This window comes from Plantactinospora sp. KLBMP9567, from assembly GCF_033446045.1.
GTDB lineage: Bacteria > Actinomycetota > Actinomycetes > Mycobacteriales > Micromonosporaceae > Plantactinospora.
Map to the genome: position 1 here is coordinate 155,448 of NZ_JAWQRR010000016.1, position 18,373 is coordinate 173,820.

Below are 18,373 nucleotides of genomic sequence, written 5' to 3' on the forward strand. Positions count from 1 at the left end.
CGGCCGTGCGCGGCCGCCGGCCCGCGCACCGACGACGGCCGCCCGCACGTCGACAGCGTCGGCCCGCGCGTCGATGACACCGGCCGGCGCATCGACGACACCGGCCCGCACCTCAACGGCGTCGGTGCGCGCGTCGGCGGCCGCGCAGAGGTCGCGGACCAGCCCGGCCGGGTCGCCGGAGCGCATCACCGCACCCATCACCGCCGCCCCGACCGCTCCCGCCGCCAGGCAGGCGGCGACCTGCTCGGGGGTGCTGAGACCGCCGAGCGCGACCACCGGCACCGGGCTGCGCACGACCAACCCGGCCAGGCCGTCCGGACCGAGCGGAGGGCCGTATCCGGGCTTGGACGGGCTCGGATAGACCGGCGAGAGCGTCACATAGTCCTCGGTGGAGACCCGGCCCAGCTCGGACAGGTCGTGGCAGGAGCGGCCGACCAGCGGCAGCGCCGGCGGCGGGTACGGGCCGGCGGCCGGCAGGTGTACCGCGTCGCCGTCGAGCGGGTCTGGTCCGGCGACCAGCAGGGTGCCCTGCACCGGGGCGAGAATCGCCCGCAGCCGCCGGGCCAGTTCGAGCCGCTCCGGCCGGGGCAGGTCCCGCTCCCGCAACAACACCCACCGGGCGCCGCCGTCGACCGCGGCCCGGACCACCTCGTCGAGCGGCCGGTGCGCCTGCCACCGGTCGGTGACCAGCACGATCCCCCGCGGCCCGATCACAGCTCGGGCCGCCCCTCGTCCGGAGTGGATGCCAGCGCGTGGAAGCGCCGGGGGATCCGTCCCGCACCGGCGGCCAGCCGGCCGGCCTCGACGGCGAACCGCATGGCGGTGGCCATCCGTACCGGGTCGGCCGCCCGGGTCACCGCGCTGGCCAGCATCACCGCGTCGCAGCCGAGCTCCATCGCCAGGGCCGCGTCCGAGGCGGTGCCGACGCCCGCGTCCAGGATCACCGGTACGTCCACGTTCTGCCGCAGCAGCCGCAGGTTGTGCGGGTTGGTGATGCCCAGCCCGGAGCCGATCGGCGCACCCGCCGGCATCACCGCGGCACAGCCGAGGTCCTGCATCCGGCGGGCCAGCACCGGGTCGTCGGTGACGTACGGCAGCACCGTGAACCCGTCGGCGACCAGCCGCTCGGCGGCGGTGGCCAGCTCGACCGCGTCGGGCAGCAGGGTCCGCTCGTCGCCGATCACCTCCAGCTTGACCCACGACGTCTCGAACGCCTCCCGGGCGAGCTGCGCCACGGTGACCGCCTCGGCGGCGGTACGGCATCCAGCGGTGTTCGGCAGCAGCCGTACGCCGCACCGGTTGAGCACCTCCAGCACCCCGCCGCCCATGGTGGCGCTGCTGTCGATCCGGCGCAGCGAGACGGTGACCAGTTCGCTCCCGCTGGCCCGGATCGTCTGCTCCAGGACGTACGGGCTGATCGCCCCGCCGGTGCCGAGGATCAGCCGGGAGTGGAACTTCTCACCCGCGAGCACGAACCCGGGTTCGGGATCGGGAAGTGGTTCGGGATCGGGAAGTACGGACGACATTCCGGTCACCCGCCCTGGGCCGCGGTCAGCACCTCGACCCGGTCGCCGTCCCGGAGCAGCCGGGCCGGCCAGCCGCCGCGCGGCACCACCTCGCCGTTCACCGCGACCGCCACGCCCCGGTGTGCGCTGGTGATCTGCTCCACCAGGTCCGCCACGGTCAACTCGCCGGGCAGCCGCTGTTCGACCCCGTTCACGGTCAGCTCCACCGCGTCCTCCCTACCTGGTCGTTCCGTCGTCCGGTCCCGGCGTCCCGCCGAGCCCCGGTCCGCCGCCACCGGCCGCCGGAGTGCCGAACCGGGCCGGCGACAGCGGCGCGAGCGCCGGATCCGGCACTCCGGTGGCGAGCAGATCGGCGATCAGGTCGGCGGTGAGCGGGGTGAGCACGATGCCGTGCCGGAAGTGCCCGGCCGCGACCAGCACTTCGGGCCGGTCCGGCACCGGGCCGAGCAGTGGTGCGTTGTCCGGCGTACCGGGGCGCAGCCCGGAGCGCGCCTCGACCAGCTCGTACTCGGTCAGTTCCGGGATCACGTCGGTGGCGGCCCGGAGCAGGTCGAGTACCGCTCCGGCGGTGACGTCGAGGTCGGCGCGCTCCTCGACGGTGGCCCCGACCACCACCTCGCCGTCGATCCGGGGCACCAGATAGACGTGCCGGCCGTCGGCGTGGCCCCGGATCACGTGCCGGAAGCCGGGTGTCGTGCCGCCGGGCGCCCGCAGCCGCAGGATCTGCCCCTTCACCGGCCGGACCGGCAGGCCGGTCAGCGCCGCCGTGCCGCAGCCGGCCGCGACCACCGTCGCCGCCGCCTCCAGTTCCGTGAGGTCCCGGACCGGCCGCGGCAGCAGGGTCACCCCGGCGCGTTCGACGGCGACCCGCAGCGCGGCGACCAGCCGGCGCGGGTCGACCTGGTGGTCGCCGGGGGCGAGCGCGCCACCGCGTAGCCGGGTGGCCAGCAACGGTTCACGGTCCCGCAGCTCCGCCGGCCGCAGCGGGGTCACCGGCAGCCCCAACTCCCGCTGGTACGTCCAGAGCCGTTCCGCCTCGGCCAGGTCGTCGGAGGTGAGCGCGACGGTCAGCGTCCCCTCGGTCCGGTAGCCCAGGTCCAGCCCGGTGTACTCGGCGAGTTCGGCGGCGAAGCCCGGCCAGCGGGCCGCGGACTCGACAAGCAGTCCGGTCAGCACCCGCTCGCCGAAGTAGGTCTCGGCGACCGGGGCGAGCATTCCGGCCGCCACATCGGAGGCGCCCGAGCCGGGCGTGGCGTCGTACACACTGACCCGCATGCCCCGGGCGGCGCAGCGCCAGGCGACGGCGAGCCCGATCGGCCCACCGCCCACCACCGCCACGTCCGCCCGGCCGCCCCCTACCGTTGAACCTTTTTCCACCTCCCCCTGCGGTCCGGCGGACCGCAAGGTCGGACGCGGTACGTGGGCGCCGCGCGGTACAGGTTGAAAAGGGTTCATCCCTGGGCCCCCGCACCCCGACCGGAGAGCGGGGAACCGCGCCGGGGGTCCCACCCCGGCAATGTTCCCCGTTCCGGATCGGGTGGGGGCGGATCGGTGTGCAGGGCGGTGAGGAGGGCGACGGTGGCTTGGGCCGGGTTGGCGGCGCCGGAGACGGCCCCCACCACGGCCACCCCGTACGCCCCGGCGGCCAGCAGCGCGGGTATCCGCTCGGCGGTGATCCCGCCGATCGCGATCACCGGTACCGGCACCGCGGAGGCGACCCGGCGGATCCCCTCCGGGCCGATCGGCGCGGGCAGCCCGTCCTTGGTGGAGGTGGCGTGGCAGGGGCCGACGCCGAGGTAGCTGGCGCCGGCCGCGACCGCCGCCGCACCGGTGGCCGGGTCCCGGGCGGTCGCGCCGAGCACGGCGGTCGGGCCGAGCACCCGACGGGCGGCGTCGACCGGCAGGTCCCGGGCGCCGACGTGCCCGCCCGCCGCACCGATCGCCAGCGCGAGGTGCAGCCGGTCGTTGACCAGGCAGCACGCCCCGGCGGCGGCACACCGGCGGGCGACCTCGGCGGCCAGCTCGTACGCCGTCCGGTCGTCGATGTCGTCCTCGACCCGGACCTGTACGACCAGTTCGGGGCCGGCGACCGAGAGGGCCGCGTCGACCACCGCGAGCGGGTCCCGCCCCGGCCGGGTGTCGGTGATGAGGTGAAGTCGTCCGATGTGTAGCACGGCAACGCTCCTCCCTGCGCCGGCATTACCCGGATCAGGTTCGACGGTCGGGGGCTCGACAGCCCCCCTCTCAGCCCGGTCCACCGGGCTCCCGTGGGTTACTTGTCGGCGAGCGTACGCGCCTGGTCACGGATCCGTAAAGGGCCGTGACAAATCGCACAGTGTCAGCTCTCGACCACGTACCGCCCGTTCCGGGCCAGGCGGCTGGCGGCTGGCGGCTGGCGGCTGGCGGCTGGCGGCTGGCGGCTGGCGGAAATGTCTGTCCTATCCGGATCATTCGCGCTCGTTACGCAACCGTTACCCGAATTAACCTCACCGCCTTATTCCTAGCGGCCAGCAGGCGGCCCTAATTTGTTCAACCACAAGGCAAAATTCGATGGCCGGCGCTTCGGCGAGCTCCGGGCGTACCTCCACCCCCGTGGCGGTCTTCGGCGTACCGACCCGGGATCCCCCTGTCCTCACCGGACCAAGGAGATCCTCCGTGTCCAGTCCCGGCCGCTCCGGCGGCGCATCGCACCCCCCGCAACCGCATCGCAGACTCCGTCGCGGCCTGGTCGGCGCCGCCACGGCCGTGCTCCTCGGCACGACCGCGCTGACCGCCACCCCGGCCTCGGCCGCCCCGGCGGTCCTCCCCCAGACGCTGGCACCGGTCAAGAAGGCACCGGCAGTTGAACCGGCCCCCGAGGCCGAATCCTTCAGTGTGCTGGTCTTCTCCAAGACGGCCGGCTTCCGGCACGACTCCATCCCGGCCGGCATCGCCGCCATCCAGCAGCTCGGTGCGGAGCACGGGTTCACCGTCGACGCGACCGAGGACTCGACGGCGTTCACCGACGCCAACCTCGGCAGGTACCAGGCGGTGATCTGGCTCTCCACCACCGGCGACGTGCTGAATGCGGAGCAGCAGGCCGCGTTCGAGCGCTACATCAAGGCCGGCGGCGGATACGCGGGCGTGCACGCCGCCTCGGACACCGAGTACGACTGGCCGTGGTACGGCGAGCTGGTCGGGGCGTACTTCGCGTCGCACCCGGCGAACCAGCAGGCCACGATCAAGGTCGAGGACCACGCGCACGAGTCCACGAACGACCTGCCGGCGCAGTGGTCCCGGTACGACGAGTGGTACAACTTCCGCGACAACCCGCGCGGCGACGTGCACGTACTCGCCTCGCTGGACGAGACCAGCTACGCCCCCGGCGCCGGGGCGATGGGCCATGACCACCCGTTCGCCTGGTGCCAGGAGTACGACGGCGGCCGGGCCTGGTACACGGCCGGCGGCCACACCCAGCAGTCGTACGCCGAGCCGGAGTTCCTCGACCACCTGCTCGGCGGCATCCAGACCGCGGCCGGTGCCGTGGAGGCCGACTGCTCCGCCTCGCTGACGAGCAGCTTCGAGAAGATCACCCTGGACAGCAACACCAACAACCCGATGGAGCTGGACGTCGCCGCCGACGGGCGGGTCTTCTACATCGAACGGGACGGCCGGGTCCAGATCATCAAGCCGGACACCGGCACCACGGTCACCGCCGCCGACCTCGACGTCTTCACCGGCAACGAGGACGGCCTGATCGGCATCCGGCTGGACCCGGACTTCGACACCAACAAGTGGGTGTACCTCTACTACGCCCCGAACGGCGGCGCGGCCCGCAACTACCTGTCCCGGTTCACCGTCGTCGGTGACACCCTCGACCTGGCCAGCGAGAAGATCGTGCTCCAGGTGACGACGCAGCGGAACACCTGCTGCCACGCGGGCGGCAGCATGACGTTCGACAGCGCCGGCAACCTCTACCTGGCCACCGGCGACAACACCAACCCGTTCGAGTCGAACTCGTTCACCCCGATCGACGAGCGGCCGGGCCGGCAGGACTTCGACGCGCAGCGCAGCTCCGGCAACACCAACGACCTGCGCGGCAAGGTGCTGCGGATCCACCCGGAGGACGACGGGACGTACACCGTCCCGCAGGGCAACCTCTTCGCGCCGGGCACCGAGAAGACCCGGCCGGAGATCTACGCGATGGGCTTCCGGAACCCGTTCCGGATTGGCATCGACCCGTTGACCGACACCCTCTACGTGGCCGACTACGGCCCGGACGCCGGAGCGGCGAACCCGGACCGCGGGCCGGAGGGAACGGTGGAGTGGAACGCGGTCGCCCAGGCCGGCAACTTCGGCTGGCCGTACTGCCACGGCGCGAACTACGCGTACAACGACTACCAGTTCCCGTCCGGGCCGAGCGGGGCGAAGTTCGACTGCGCCGCGCCGGTGAACAACTCGCCGAACAACACCGGGCTGACCAACCTGCCCCCGGCGATCCCGGCAGGCGTCGACTACGACTACAGCGGCAACCCGCTCTTCCCGGAGATCGGTGGCGGCGGCGCCCCGATGGGCGGCCCGGTCTACCGGTACGACCCGGAGAACCCGTCCGAGCGCAAGTGGCCGGCGTACTACGACGGCAAGGCGATGTTCGGCGAGTGGAACCAGAACAAGATGTACGCCTTCCAGGTCGCCGAGGACGGAAAGTCCGTGGTGGACATCAACCAGTTGCTCACCGGGATGACCTTCATCCGGCCGATGGACTTCGAGTTCGGCCCGGACGGCGCGTTGTACCTGATCGAGTGGGGCAGCGGCTTCGGCGGCAACAACGACAACTCCGGGGTGTACCGGATCGAGTACATCGCCGGTGACCGGGCGCCGATCGCGGTCGCCACCGCCAACCCCACCTCCGGGCCCGCCCCGCTGACCGTGACCTTCTCCAGCGAGGGCTCCCGGGACCCGGACGGTGGCCCGATCAGCTACGCCTGGACGTTCGGGGACGGCGGCACCTCCACCGAGCCCAACCCGACGCACAGTTACACCGCGGCCGGCAACTACACCGCCCAGCTCACCGTCACCAACGACACCGGCCGAACGGCGGTGGCGAACGTACCGGTGACGGTCGGCAACACCGCCCCGACGGTGACCATCGAGTTCCCGCCGGACGGCGGCTTCTTCGACTGGGGCGACCAGGTGAAGTACACGGTCAAGGTGACCGACCCGGAGGACGGGGAGATCGACTGCACCAAGGTGAAGCTCCAGTCGTTCCTCGGCCACGACGAGCACGCCCACCCGATGGGCGAGCAGTTCGGCTGCGAGGGCTCGGTGCAGACCGCGCTCGCCGCCAGCCACGGCGCCGACGCCAACGTGTTCGCGGTCTTCGAGGCCACCTACACCGACGGCGGCGGGGCCGGCAACTCCAACCCGCTGACCGGCCGGGCGATCGAGCAGTTGCAGCCGAAGCGGAAGCAGGCGGAATACTTCGCGGCGACCGGCCGGGCGCCGGGCGCGGTCGGCGGCGGCGATCCGGGCGTGCAGACCCAGGCCACCACCGACGTCGAGGGCGGCTTCGAGAACATCGGCTGGGTCGAGGACGGCGATTACTGGACCTTCGACCCGACCAACCTGACCGGCATCACCGGGTTCCGGTTCCGGGCCTCCTCGGCCGGCGGCGGCGCCCGGATCGAGGTACGGTCCGGTGCGGCCGACGGGGCGGTGCTGGCCACCGCCACCGTGCCGGACACCGGCGGCTGGCAGACGTTCACCAACGCCACGGCCGAGCTGGCAACCCCGAGCACGTCAAGTGGTCCCCTGTTCTTCGTAGCGCGCAACCCGGTCGGGGCCACCGGCACGGGTGCGATCGTCAACGTCAACTGGGTCGACTTCCTCGGTCGCGGCGTCACGGACAACGCGCCGCCGACGGTGACCGCCACCGCCACCCCGAGCACCGGCACCGCGCCGGTCGCGGTGAGCTTCGACGGCACCGCCAGCGACGCCGAGGGCGACGACCCGCTGACGTACGCCTGGGACTTCGGGGACGGGGGCACGGCGAACACCCTGGACGCCACTCACACGTACACCGGCCCGGGAACGTTCGCCGCGACCCTGACCGTGACGGACGCGCGCGGCGCTGCCGCGTACGCCACGGTGACGGTGCAGGTGGAGGCGCCGAACACCTCGTGCTTCGGGGCCCGCTCGGACGACTTCACCGGCGGCGAGCTGGACAAGGCCCGCTGGTCGACGGTGGTCCGGGAGAACCAGCTCTACGGTGTGCGGGGCGGCTCGCTCGTCCTGCCCACTTCGGTCGGCGACCTGTACGGCACCCGCAACGACGCCACCAACGTCGTGTTGCAACCGGCGCCGAGCGGTAGCTGGCAGGCCACCACCAAGCTGAGCCTGGCGGCGGTCGCCGACTACCAGCAGGCCGGCCTGATCGTCTACGGCGACGACGACAACTACGCCAAGCTGGACCTGCTGTACGGCGGCAGCCGGCGGGTCGAGTTCATCCGGGAGACCGCCGGCACCCCGCGCAACGAGGGTGGCGACTCGGCGTCCGCACCGGCCGGCGACTCGATCTACCTGCGGCTGACCAGCGACGGGGTGAACCTGACCGCAGCCTTCTCGGCCGACGGGCAGACCTTCACCCCGGTCGGGCGGTCGGCGGCGCTGGCCGGCATCACCGACCCGAAGGTCGGGCTGTTCGCGCTGAACGGCGGCAGCACCGCGCCGGTGATCGACGCCAGCTTCGACTGGTTCCAGATCACCCCGGACGAGCCGGCCGGCGAGGTGACCCCGAACGACGAGTTCACCGGGACCAGCCTGGACAAGTGCCGGTGGGACGGGATCGTCCGGGAGGACCCGGCGGCGTACCGGGTCGCCGACGGCGCGCTGCACATCGACGTGCCGAACGGTGACATCTACACCGGCAACAACACCGGACCGACGAACTTCGTGCTGCAGACCGCTCCCGAGGGCGACTGGACGATCCAGACGAAGGTCGACGGCAGCAGGCTGGACGAGCAGTACCAGCAGGCCGGCCTGATCGTCTACGGCGACGACGACAACTACCTGAAGTTCGACTTCATCGCCGACAACCAGGTGGGCCAGCCGGTGGCGCGGCGGATCGAGTTCCGCAGCGAGATCGGCGCGGCCGTGCAGGACCCGCAGCCGCAGGTCACCAACCTCACCGAGTCGGTGTGGCACCTGCGACTGGCAAGGTCGGGTAACGCCTACACGGCGGCGTACTCGGCGGACGGGACGACCTGGACGGAGCTGGCACCGCTGACCAACGCCGCGGTGGGTGCCACGCCGCGGATCGGCCTGTTCAGCCTCGGTGCGGCGCAGACCGCCTCGAAGGCCGTCTCGTTCGACTACTTCCGGCTCAGCACGGAGGTCGTCGACGAGGCCGCCCCGGTGACCACCGCCACCGTGTCGGGGACCCCGACCAGCGGCTGGCACACCGGCCCGGTGACGGTGGCCCTCGCCGCCACCGACAACGCCGGGGGCAGCGGGGTGGCCCGCACCGAATACCAGCTCGACACCGCGACGACCTGGAGCACGTACGCCGAGCCGGTGCTGGTCGCCGGGGACGGCCCGCACACCGTGCGGTTCCGTTCGGTGGACGAGGCGGGCAACGTCGAGGAGGCGAAGTCGGTCGAGGTGAAGATCGACGCCACCGCGCCGGTCAGCACCGCGGCGTTCGCCCCGCCGACCGACGACGGCTGGCACAGCGGCACCATCCCGGTGACGCTGTCGTCGACCGACGCCGGTGCCGGAGTGGCCAAGCTGGAGTGGTCGCTCGACGGCGGCGCCTGGACGGCGTACACCGAGCCGGTGAACGTGACCGGGGACGGGCAGCACGAGCTGCTCTACCGGGCCACCGACGGCGCCGGCAACGCCGAGACGCTCAAGTCGGCGATCCTGAAGATCGACGGTGCGAAGCCGACCGTACTGGTCTCCGGGCTGGCCGACGGCCAGCTCTACGGCGACAGCCAGGACGTCCGGGTGAACTGGTCGGCGGTCGACCCGACCTCCGGCATCAAGGCGACGGTCGGCACGCTGGACGGCCGCCCGTACCAGCCCAACACCCTGCAGGCGATGTACGAGCTGCCGCTCGGCCTGCACGAACTGACCGTGACCGCGACGGACAAGGCCGGAAACGTGACGACCTCGACCGTACGGTTCTTCGTCACCACCTCGTTCCGGGACATGCAGATGCTGCTGGACCGGTTCAAGGCGACGAGTCGGCTGTCGACCAAGGCGCACAAGCAGTTGTCGAACAAGCTGGACGCGGTCCGCCAGGCCGAGGCGAACGGCAACGACGACAGGGCGATCAAGCAGCTCGGTCAGTTCAAGGCGCTCGCCGCGGACACCGGGCTGGTCACCGAGGCGGAGATCCGGGACGTGCTGATCCGGGACGCCGACGCGATGATCGTCCGGTTGGGCGGCAGCCCGACCGCCTCCGGCGTCAGGGCCAACGACGGCAAGTCGGTGCAGGGCACCGGCCGGCTGGTCGAGGACCCGACCCGGGTGAAGCGGGGCGGCAGGCTCTGACCCGGGAAGTTCGGCACCTCAGGTAAGCGCGGGGGCGGTCACCATTCGGCGGCCGCCCCCGTACCCGTCCGGTGGACGATCCGCCGGGAAGGAGTACCCCGAATGCGACGTCGACCCCCGACAACACCCCGGCGGCCCGCCGTGCCGACGCAGGCCCGGTTCGCCCGGCGCCCATCGGCGCGACAACCAGCGACGCGACAGGCGTCGGCGCAGCCACCAGCAACGCGATGGGTTTCCGGCGCCTGCACACCCGCCGCCGGTGCGCGGACGCTGCACGCCGGTGCCCGGGCGCTCGTACCGCTGCTCTGCGCCCTCCTCCTTGCCGTCGGATTGGTCCCGGCGGCACCGGCCGCCGCGCACGGCGGCAAGATCAAGCTCGCCGTCGCCGGCGACGGTGCCACCGGGGTGACCGTGCAGGCCAGCTACCAGGACGGCCATCCGGTGGACAACGGGGTACGGCTGGTGTTGACGGCCACCGCCGAGGACGGCCGGACGGTCGGCCCGCTCCAGCTCAACCCAGCCGGCGAGGGCGAGGGGTTCTACAGCACCGGGCCGGTGCTCACCCCCGGCTCCTGGCAAGTGACGGTCACCGCGCCGAAGCCGAACCCGGCCGAGGTACGCGTGGTCGTGCAGGCCCGTGCCGCCCAGGCCGCCCCACCCCCAGCCACGGCGGGTGCGGCCGACGCACCAGATCCGGCCGGTACCACCACCTGGCTGTGGTGGGTGGCCGGGGCCGCAGTGGCGCTCGCCGCCATCGCCACCATCGGCGCCCTCCTGGTACGCACCCGCCGCCGCGCCTGACCCCTCGCGCGTCGACCGCACCTAATCGCCGCATCGCTGACCTGGACATCAGAGGCGCTAACCGCTTCGGGTAACGCCCCTGATGTCCAGGTCGGCAGCGTGAACTCCGGCAGGTCGGGGTCGGGGTCGGGGGTCAGAGCAGGGCGCGGAGGGCGGTGAGGTCGTCGGGGGTGGGCTGCCAGCGGCCGGCGGCGGCGTTGGCGCGTACCTGGTCGGGGGTGGTGGCACCGGCGATCACCGAGGTCACCGCCGGCTGGGCGGCCAGGCCACCGATCGCCACGTCCAGCAGGGATCGGCCGCGCTCGGCCGCGTACTTCTCCAGCGCCTCGATGGTGTCCCACGGGGCAGAGGCCAGCCGGGCGGCGTACCTCGGGCTCGGGCCGGCGAGTCGGCTGTCCGACGGCGGCTGCGCGCCCCGCTTGTACTTGCCGGTGAGCAGCCCGTCGGCGAGCGGGAAGAACGGCAGCAGGCCGAGCCCGAAGTGCCGGGCGGCCGGCACGACCTCGGTCTCCACGCTCCGGTTCAGCAGGCTGTACTCGTTCTGCGCGCTGATGAAGGGCGTCAGCCCCCGGGTACGCGCCGTCCAGGCCGCGTCGGCGACCTGCCAGCCGGTGAAGTTGGAGTTGCCGAGGTAGCGGACCTTGCCGGCCCGGACCAGGTCGTCGAGCGCGTTCAACGTTTCCTCGATCGGGGTACCCGGGTCGGGCTCGTGCATCTGGTAGAGGTCGATGTGGTCGGTGCCCAGCCGGCGCAGGGACGCCTCGATCGCCCGTGCGACATAGCGCCGGGCGCCCCGGGCGCCGTGGTCCGGCCCGTTCATCCCGGACATGCTCATGCCGAACTTGGACGCCAGTACGACGTCGTCCCGCCGGCCGCGCAGCGCGGCACCGAGCTGCTCCTCCGACCCGCCGTGCGGCTCGCCGTAGATGTCGGCGGTGTCGAAGAAGTTGATGCCGGCGTCCAGGGCCGCGTCGACCACGGCCCGGGTACCGGCGGCGTCGAGCTTGCGGCCGAAGTTGTTGCACCCGATCCCGACGACGGACACCACGAGCCCGGAGTCGCCCAACCGGCGGTAGGTCATCTCAGTCACGAGATCAACCCTATGCCGCCGGCGCCGGCCCGCTATTTCGCACCGGGTTCCGATCACCCGGCCAGGGGACGACCATTCATAGAAAATGATTCGGCGTCGATTCACGTCTGTGAAATCGGCTGGCTTACTGGCGCGTCGCGCGCGTACGCCGGAAACTGCTATATCGTGGGCACGGATACGGCGACCTCTGCGATAAACCCCATGCCGTTCACGGTCGCCGCGCGAGGCGTCGAAAGGCGGGTTCACATGGCGGTGAACGGCCGATTCGACCGGCCCGGCACGGAGATGTCTGTCGTCCCCGCCCAGGTCAGCAGGGAGAGCAACGCATCGATCGAGGTGACTGTCGTGCTGCCCTGCTACAACGAGCAGACGCACGTACTGGCGGAAATCGAGCGCATCTGCGCGACAATGGACGCCAGTGGTCTACATTACGAATTGCTGGCGATCGACGACGCCTCCACCGACGACACGTTGGAGATCCTGCGCGAGGCGACCGGCCGCTTCCCCCGGCTCCGGCTGCTGGCGTTCCACCGCAACGGCGGTTCCGGCACCGCACGCCGGATCGGCACGGAACAGGCCCGCGGCGCCATCGTGGTGTGGACCGACGCGGACATGACCTATCCCAACGAGCGGATCCCGGAGTTCGTCCGGTTGCTGCTCCGGGACCCGCACGTCGACCAGGTCGTCGGCGCCCGCACGAGTGAGCAGGGCAGCCACAAGTTCCTCCGGGTGCCGGCGAAGTGGCTCATCCGCAAGATCGCCGAACGACTGGCCGGCACCCGCATCCCCGACCTCAACTCCGGGCTGCGGGCGTTCCGTCGGGACGTGTCGCTGCCCTACCTCCGGCTGCTCCCGCCCGGCTTCTCCTGCGTCACCACCATCACGATGGCCTTCCTGCACAACCAGCACGACGTGCACTACGTGCCGATCTCCTACGCCCGCCGGTCGGGCTCGTCGAAGTTCCACTTCGTCCGGGACGCCTACCGCTACTTCCTCCAGGTGCTCCGGATGGTGATGTACTTCAACCCGCTCAAGGTGCTGATGCCGCCGTCGCTGCTGCTGCTCGCCGTCGGCTCCGGAAAGGTCGTCTACGACCTGGTCGCGCATCCGGTGCGGATCGCGACCAACACCGTACTGCTGCTCTGTGCCGGCCTGATCGTCGGCGCGGTGGCGCTGCTCGCCGACCTCATCGTGCGGTCCAGAATCGACTGGCCGCCCGGAAACCGCTCGTGAACGAGGCGGTGGGCGCCGCCGCCGGGCTGCTCCGGGTCCGGAGCATCGGCCTCCGGGTCCGGGACACGGTCGCCCGGGTACGCGAGAGCAGGCCGGCGGCGCCGGTCGGTGAGCCGGAGGTGCCGGCCGACGACCCGTCCGGAGCGGACCTCCGCCGGGTCGAGCGACAGGGCTGGGCCGGCGTCGCCGCGATCACCGGCATCGTCGCGCTGACCTGGATCCCGCTGCTCGGCATGCCGTTCGGCGACAACCACCTGGGCCGGATCATCGGTCGGTACGCGCTGCAGCTACGGAACCTCCAGGAACAGGGCATCCTCGGCTCGCACTTCGGTGCCGACTGGCTCCCGTACGCCTCGACGCCGTACGCGCACCACCCGCCGCTGTTCAACCTGTTCACCGCGCTGACCGGCCTGCTGCCGAGCGACGGCGAGTACCAGGTGTGGCTTCCCGCGTACCTGCTGGCCCTGCTGATCATTCCGGCCGGCGCCGCGCTGCTGCGCGGGCTCGGCCTGCGCTGGTCGGCAACCCTGCTGGCGCTCGGCCTGATGGTCGCCACCCCCTTCTACTGGATCTACAGCCCGCTGATGTTCGACCTGGGGCCGATCCTCGCCCTCTCCGCCCTGGTGGTACGGCTGCGTGCCCGCCCCGATCCGGCCCGCCGGCTCGTCGTCGGGGCCTGCGTCGCCGCACTGCTCACCACCCTGGTCTCCTGGCCCGGTGTCGGGTTCGCCGCCGTACTCGGGCTGTGGCTGCTGGCGGCCCGCCGGGTAGACCGGGTGACGGTCCTGGTCGGCGCGAGCATGCTGGCCGGGGTGGCGATCAGCCTCGCCTTCGTGGTCGGGGTGACCGGGGTGAACGTGCTCGGCGGGCAGGCCGAGCTTCGCAGTACCGGTGGCGGCTACACCGTGCGGCAGTTCCTCCGCCGGCAGTGGCAGTACGCCTACGGCCTGCTGCCGCTCTGGTACATCGGCGCGCTGCCGATCGGTGCGGTCGTCGGGCTGCTCGACCGGCGTACCCGGGTCTACCTGGCGATGGCGGTCGCGTTCACCGGTGCCTGGATCCTCGGGCTGAGCAACGGCGCCTTCGTGCACTCGTACTGGTCCTATCCGATGCTGGTGGTCGGGCTCGTCGGGATGGGCGTGCTGCTGGATCGGCTCGCGGCCCGGCTCACCGGCCGGACCGAAGACAGGCTCGACGGACTCGACGTCTCCGGCCGGGGGGACGGACTCGGCGCACACGCCCGAGGGGATGGACTCGACGTCTCCGGCCGGGCGGACGGACTCGACGTGTACACCCGGAAGGGCGAGTTCGGAGGTCACCCGGAGGACGGTGGCGACTTCCGGCCGACGGGTGAGCGCCGCGCCGGGATTCCGGCCGCGGTGCGTCGGTTCGTCCGGACCAGGAGGTGGCTGGCGGGTCGGCGGGTCCGGGTGACCGCGGCGGCGCTGGTCGGGACGGCGCTCGGGGCGTACCTCGGGGTGCTGGTCCTCGGCCCGGACCGGCAGCGGCTGCTGGACGAACCGGCCCAGGCCGGCCGGCTCGTGGCCGGGCATCCGCCACCGGCCGGTCAGCGGTACGCCTGGGTCGCCGGCACGGGTGCGACCAGTGCACGGTGGCTCGCCTACTACTGGCGGCTGAAGCCCCGGCTGCTCACCGCCACGACGCTGCACACCGAGCCGACCCGCCCCGAGGACCTGGTCCTGGTCAACCTGGACAAACGCCCGGACTGGTTGCCCGAGTCGGCCGAGGCGCGGGCCGCGGCGCGGGACGGACCGTACGCGCTCTTCCCGGTCGCCGTGCTCATCAGCGCCGCCGCTTCCTGACCAGCGCCACCAGTCCCAATCCCGGACCACCAGTCCCGATCCCGCCCCACCAGTTCCCAATCCCGGGCCCGGTTTCTGATCCTGGTCCGGGGAGGTGGTCCCGGCGGGAGAGTTGGGTTGCCGGCGTGACGAGTCCCGGACTGAACTGAGAGGTGGTCCGGGCGAGGGGGCTACGGTCGGGTCGCCAGCGCCACGAGGCCGGGCCCGCGGTCCGGGCGCATCCGCTGGAGGACGACGAACGGCGAGACGGCCAACCGGATCGCCTCGCCGGCCAGTACCCCGTGCGGTTGCAGGATCCGCCCCGAGGTCGAGGTGCGCTCCTCCGCCGTCCCACCCGTCAACCCCGCATCGGGGTCGCCGGCTCCGGTGGGGCGCTCGGCGCGGCGGCCCGCCCAGCGGTCCCGTACGGAGTCGAGCAGGTAGCCGAGTGGCCAGCCGTAGTGCACTACCCGTACGTCGGTGGCACCGGCGTCGAGCAACCGCTGCCGGAGCTGCCCGGCGGAGTACCGCCGGTAGTGTCCGACCAGGGTGTCCCAGGCGCCGAACCGCTCCGGATCGGCGGGTACCGACAGCAGCAGGTGGCCGCCAGGCCTGACCAGGGTCAGCCACTCCGTCAGCACCGGCAGGTCGTCGGCGATGTGTTCCAGCACCTCGAACGCGCAGACCAGGTCGTAGCCGCCGGCCGACGGTACCTGCCGGTGGTCCCCGTTCAGCACCGTCCCACCCAGTGGCGTGATCCGGGCGTACGCGGTCGCAAAGCTGCGCGGATCGGGTTCGGCCGCGGTGTAACTGGCCAGCCGGGCCAGCCGGGTGCCGACGGAGCCCTGCCCGCAGCCGAGTTCCAGGATGCTCCGCGGTCCGCACTCCGCCACGATTTGGCGTACGACGTTCCAGCGCAGGGCCGCCCGGGGTGGCAGCGGCGGGTCGGCCGCCAGCGCGGTCATCCGACCCACCAGACCGGAGCGGCGGTCAGGTTGCCGCCGGCCGCCGTCGGCGCACCGGACACGCCCGCCGATGACAGCGGCGTGGAACCGTCCCGGTGGACGGTGGGGTCGATCCGGTGCCGGACCGCTGTCACGACGGTCGCCGGCCAGAAGTGTTCGACCGCCCGTCGCCTTGCGGCCCGCCGCAGCCGGGCGAGCCGGTCCGGATCCCCGGCCAGTTCGCGGAGTGCGGTGGCCAGCGCGGACGAATCGCCGGCCGGCACGAAGACGGCCGCGTCGCCGAGCGCACGGCGTTGCGGCACGGTGTCGGAGGTGATGATGGCGCAGCCTGCGGCGGCGCCCTGGAACACCTTCGTCGGCACCACCCGGCCGGCCTTCGCCGTCTCGCCGAAGATGCCCAGCGATACGTGGTGCCCGGCGACGAACGCGGGCAGCTCACCCGTCGGTATCCAGTCGTGCCAGGTCACTCGCGGGTTGCCGGCGGCTGCCCGGCGGCAGGCCGGATGGTCCTGCCCGGTGCCGACCACGCTCACCTCGATCGAGTCGTCGGCGGCCAGCGCGGCCAGCGCGGCGCCCAGGGTCCGGGTGCCGTGCAACGGGGTGAACAGCCCGACGAAGACCACCCGCAGCCGCCACCGAACGCCGCCGGCCGGGTCGCCGGGCCAGCGGCGCCGGGCGGTACGGGCGCCGGCCGCGAACCATTCCGCGCCGGCTCCGACGGGTACCACGATCCCCCGGTCCCGGACCGCTGCCGGCAGCGCGTCGAGGTGCTCGGCGGTGTCCACCAGTACGACGTCGGCCCGGCGCAGCGCGGCGTCGTCGATCGCCAGCATCATCCGCCCCCGCACACCCCCGGTGGCGGCGAGCCCCCGGTCCCGGGCGGTGCCGGCGGCGGAGACGAGATGGTCGAGCACGATCGGCGTACCCCGGAACAGCAGCCGGGCCAGGTGCACGTCGAAGTGCCCGAGATAGCCGACCAGTACGGCGTCGGCCGGGCCGGTGGCGGTGGCACGCCGCTGCCGCAGGGTCCGCAGTGCCAGTAGGGCCCAGCACCGGGCCAGCTTGCCGGCGAGCAGCGGCAGCCGCCACGGCTGCCGGAGCACGGCTATCCGGCCGGCCGTGTCCAGGGTCAGCGGCTCGTTCAGCTCGGTCACCTCGTCACCGGCTGCCCGGAGCCCTTCGACGAGTACGCCGACCCGGGGATGTCGCCGTACGTCGTAGCTGCCGAACACCAGCCAGCGCACGAGCAGCAGCGTAACGTGCCGTACGCCCATCAGCACGTTCCGTCGTCACCGCTGGCGCGTCGCGGAATCCGTCGACCCGGCCCGGTAGCCGGCCGGAGAGTCGACGCCCTGACCACTGGACCGAGATCGCGACGGCGGGCAGGAGCAGGTCCACCAGGGTCAGCAGCAGCCGGGACAGCACGGTGGCGACCAGCGCGGTCGGCCCGGCGACGGTCGGACCGAGCAGCAGGGGCAGCGCCACCTCTCGGGGGCCGACCCCGGCCGGCGCCACGGCCAGCAGAAACCCGACCGACCAGGACCCGGCAAAGGCGCCGATCGAGCGGAGCAGCAGGTCCGGACCGCCCGCACCGACGTCGGCCAGGAGCAGCCAGAGGTGCGTACCGTAGCCGAGCCAGGTCGCCAGCGACCACCCGACGGCCCCGCGGATGCCGCGCAGGGACAGCGGCCGGGGCATCGGCTCGCGGCGGGCCAGCCGGAGCAGCGCGGCGAGGATCCGGTTGACCAGCGGCGGCCAGAGCACCAGCAACGCGGGCGGGACGGCCAGCAGGACCCACCAGTAGTCCGCCACGGCCCGATCACCCAGCACCGGCAGGGCGACGGCGGTGAGCAGCAGGCCGGTGCCGAGCGTGACGAGCATCGCCAGTAACGCCGCCGCCGCCGACGCCCGCCCCGGCACCCCGTACGCCCGTCCGAGCCGGGCCTGCACCAGGATCGGCCAGACCTTGCCGGGGAGGTACTTCGCCAACTGCCCCACGAAGAAGATCCGCGCCGCGCCGCCCAGCGGAAGTTCGGCGCCGAAGTCCGCCAGGATGGCTCGCCAGGCCAGGCAGCCGCAGAGCGCCCCGGCGACGGCGGCCAGTCCGGCCAGCAGCAGGCCCGACACGGAGAGTTCGTCGAGCACGGCCGGCACCTCGTCCCACCGGCTCGCGACGGACCAGCCGACGAGGCCGAGGAATGCCGTGGTCACCGCGACCTGGGCGATCCTCCGCACCAGGCTCCACCTGCCGGTTGCGCGCGGCATCACGACACGACGATACTCCGCGTGACACTGCCGACCCGGAGAGCCACGCGGTCACCGCACCCCGGCCTGCCCACCACCTCCGCCGCCGGCCCGGACTCGCCACCACCGCCGCCGCGCGCCACCGATGGACGCGGGCGGGGCATGGCCGGCGGGCGTGGC

11 protein-coding genes, 2 pseudogenes and 1 riboswitch are annotated in these 18,373 nt (G+C 72.7%); of the genes and pseudogenes, 4 read left to right on the top strand and 9 right to left on the bottom strand.

Translation table 11 applies throughout. The annotated features are described in order from the left end of the window. Positions 1-129 precede the first annotated feature (129 nt). The 5 genes and pseudogenes from R6Y94_RS12170 to thiE all read right to left on the bottom strand — a co-directional run. Positions 130-714 (bottom strand): annotated as a pseudogene (locus tag R6Y94_RS12170) (thiamine phosphate synthase); the annotation flags it as partial. Beyond that, entirely contained in the window at positions 711-1,526 is an 816-nt protein-coding gene (locus R6Y94_RS12175) for a thiazole synthase (RefSeq protein WP_318395928.1), read from the bottom strand. The gene R6Y94_RS12175 and the pseudogene R6Y94_RS12170, both read right to left, overlap by 4 nt. Before the next feature lie 5 nt (positions 1,527-1,531). Further along, complete coding sequence (gene thiS / locus R6Y94_RS12180; RefSeq protein WP_318395929.1) at positions 1,532-1,732, bottom strand: sulfur carrier protein ThiS; 201 nt, start codon at positions 1,730-1,732, stop codon at positions 1,532-1,534. Between the two features lie 10 nt (positions 1,733-1,742). After that, entirely contained in the window at positions 1,743-2,903 is a 1,161-nt protein-coding gene (thiO, locus tag R6Y94_RS12185; protein WP_318395930.1) for a glycine oxidase ThiO, read from the bottom strand. Between the two features lie 179 nt (positions 2,904-3,082). Further along, positions 3,083-3,691: pseudogene (gene thiE / locus R6Y94_RS12190) on the bottom strand (thiamine phosphate synthase); the annotation flags it as partial. A gap of 3 nt (positions 3,692-3,694) precedes the next feature. Further along, positions 3,695-3,805: riboswitch (TPP riboswitch) on the bottom strand. Positions 3,806-4,181: 376 nt separating this feature from the next. Here thiE and R6Y94_RS12195 point away from each other — a divergent pair. Both R6Y94_RS12195 and R6Y94_RS12200 read left to right on the top strand, forming a co-directional pair. After that, positions 4,182-10,058, top strand: coding sequence for a ThuA domain-containing protein (locus R6Y94_RS12195; protein ID WP_318395931.1), 5,877 nt, complete (start codon positions 4,182-4,184; stop codon positions 10,056-10,058). 102 nt (positions 10,059-10,160) lie between these two features. Then, complete coding sequence (locus tag R6Y94_RS12200) at positions 10,161-10,859, top strand: hypothetical protein (RefSeq protein ID WP_318395932.1); 699 nt, start codon at positions 10,161-10,163, stop codon at positions 10,857-10,859. 133 nt (positions 10,860-10,992) lie between these two features. Here the strand turns inward: R6Y94_RS12200 and R6Y94_RS12205 are convergent, their stop codons facing one another. After that, positions 10,993-11,940, bottom strand: coding sequence for an aldo/keto reductase (locus tag R6Y94_RS12205; RefSeq protein WP_318396097.1), 948 nt, complete (start codon positions 11,938-11,940; stop codon positions 10,993-10,995). 255 nt (positions 11,941-12,195) lie between these two features. Here R6Y94_RS12205 and R6Y94_RS12210 point away from each other — a divergent pair, with 255 nt between their 5' ends. Then, on the top strand, positions 12,196-13,182 hold the full coding sequence (locus tag R6Y94_RS12210) for a glycosyltransferase family 2 protein (RefSeq protein ID WP_318395933.1): 987 nt from the start codon (positions 12,196-12,198) through the stop codon (positions 13,180-13,182). Then, the gene (locus tag R6Y94_RS12215) at positions 13,179-15,005 is read left to right on the top strand and encodes a hypothetical protein (RefSeq protein WP_318395934.1); all 1,827 of its coding nucleotides are present in this window, start codon (positions 13,179-13,181) and stop codon (positions 15,003-15,005) included. Before R6Y94_RS12210 ends, R6Y94_RS12215 begins: the two co-directional genes overlap by 4 nt. Positions 15,006-15,175: 170 nt before the next feature. On the opposite strand, the gene R6Y94_RS12220 is transcribed toward R6Y94_RS12215, so the two are convergent. From R6Y94_RS12220 to R6Y94_RS12230, 3 genes are read right to left on the bottom strand one after another with little or no spacing between them, the layout of a single operon-like run. After that, entirely contained in the window at positions 15,176-15,949 is a 774-nt protein-coding gene (locus R6Y94_RS12220; RefSeq protein ID WP_318395935.1) for a class I SAM-dependent methyltransferase, read from the bottom strand. Then, the gene (locus tag R6Y94_RS12225; RefSeq protein ID WP_318395936.1) at positions 15,946-17,193 is read right to left on the bottom strand and encodes a glycosyltransferase; all 1,248 of its coding nucleotides are present in this window, start codon (positions 17,191-17,193) and stop codon (positions 15,946-15,948) included. The genes R6Y94_RS12220 and R6Y94_RS12225 overlap by 4 nt, the downstream gene beginning before the upstream one ends. Then, positions 17,108-18,214 carry a lysylphosphatidylglycerol synthase domain-containing protein gene (locus R6Y94_RS12230; protein ID WP_318396098.1) on the bottom strand — a complete coding sequence of 369 codons (1,107 nt, stop codon included), beginning with the start codon at positions 18,212-18,214 and terminating at the stop codon, positions 17,108-17,110. Before R6Y94_RS12230 ends, R6Y94_RS12225 begins: the two co-directional genes overlap by 86 nt. Between the last annotated feature and the right edge of the window lie 159 nt (positions 18,215-18,373).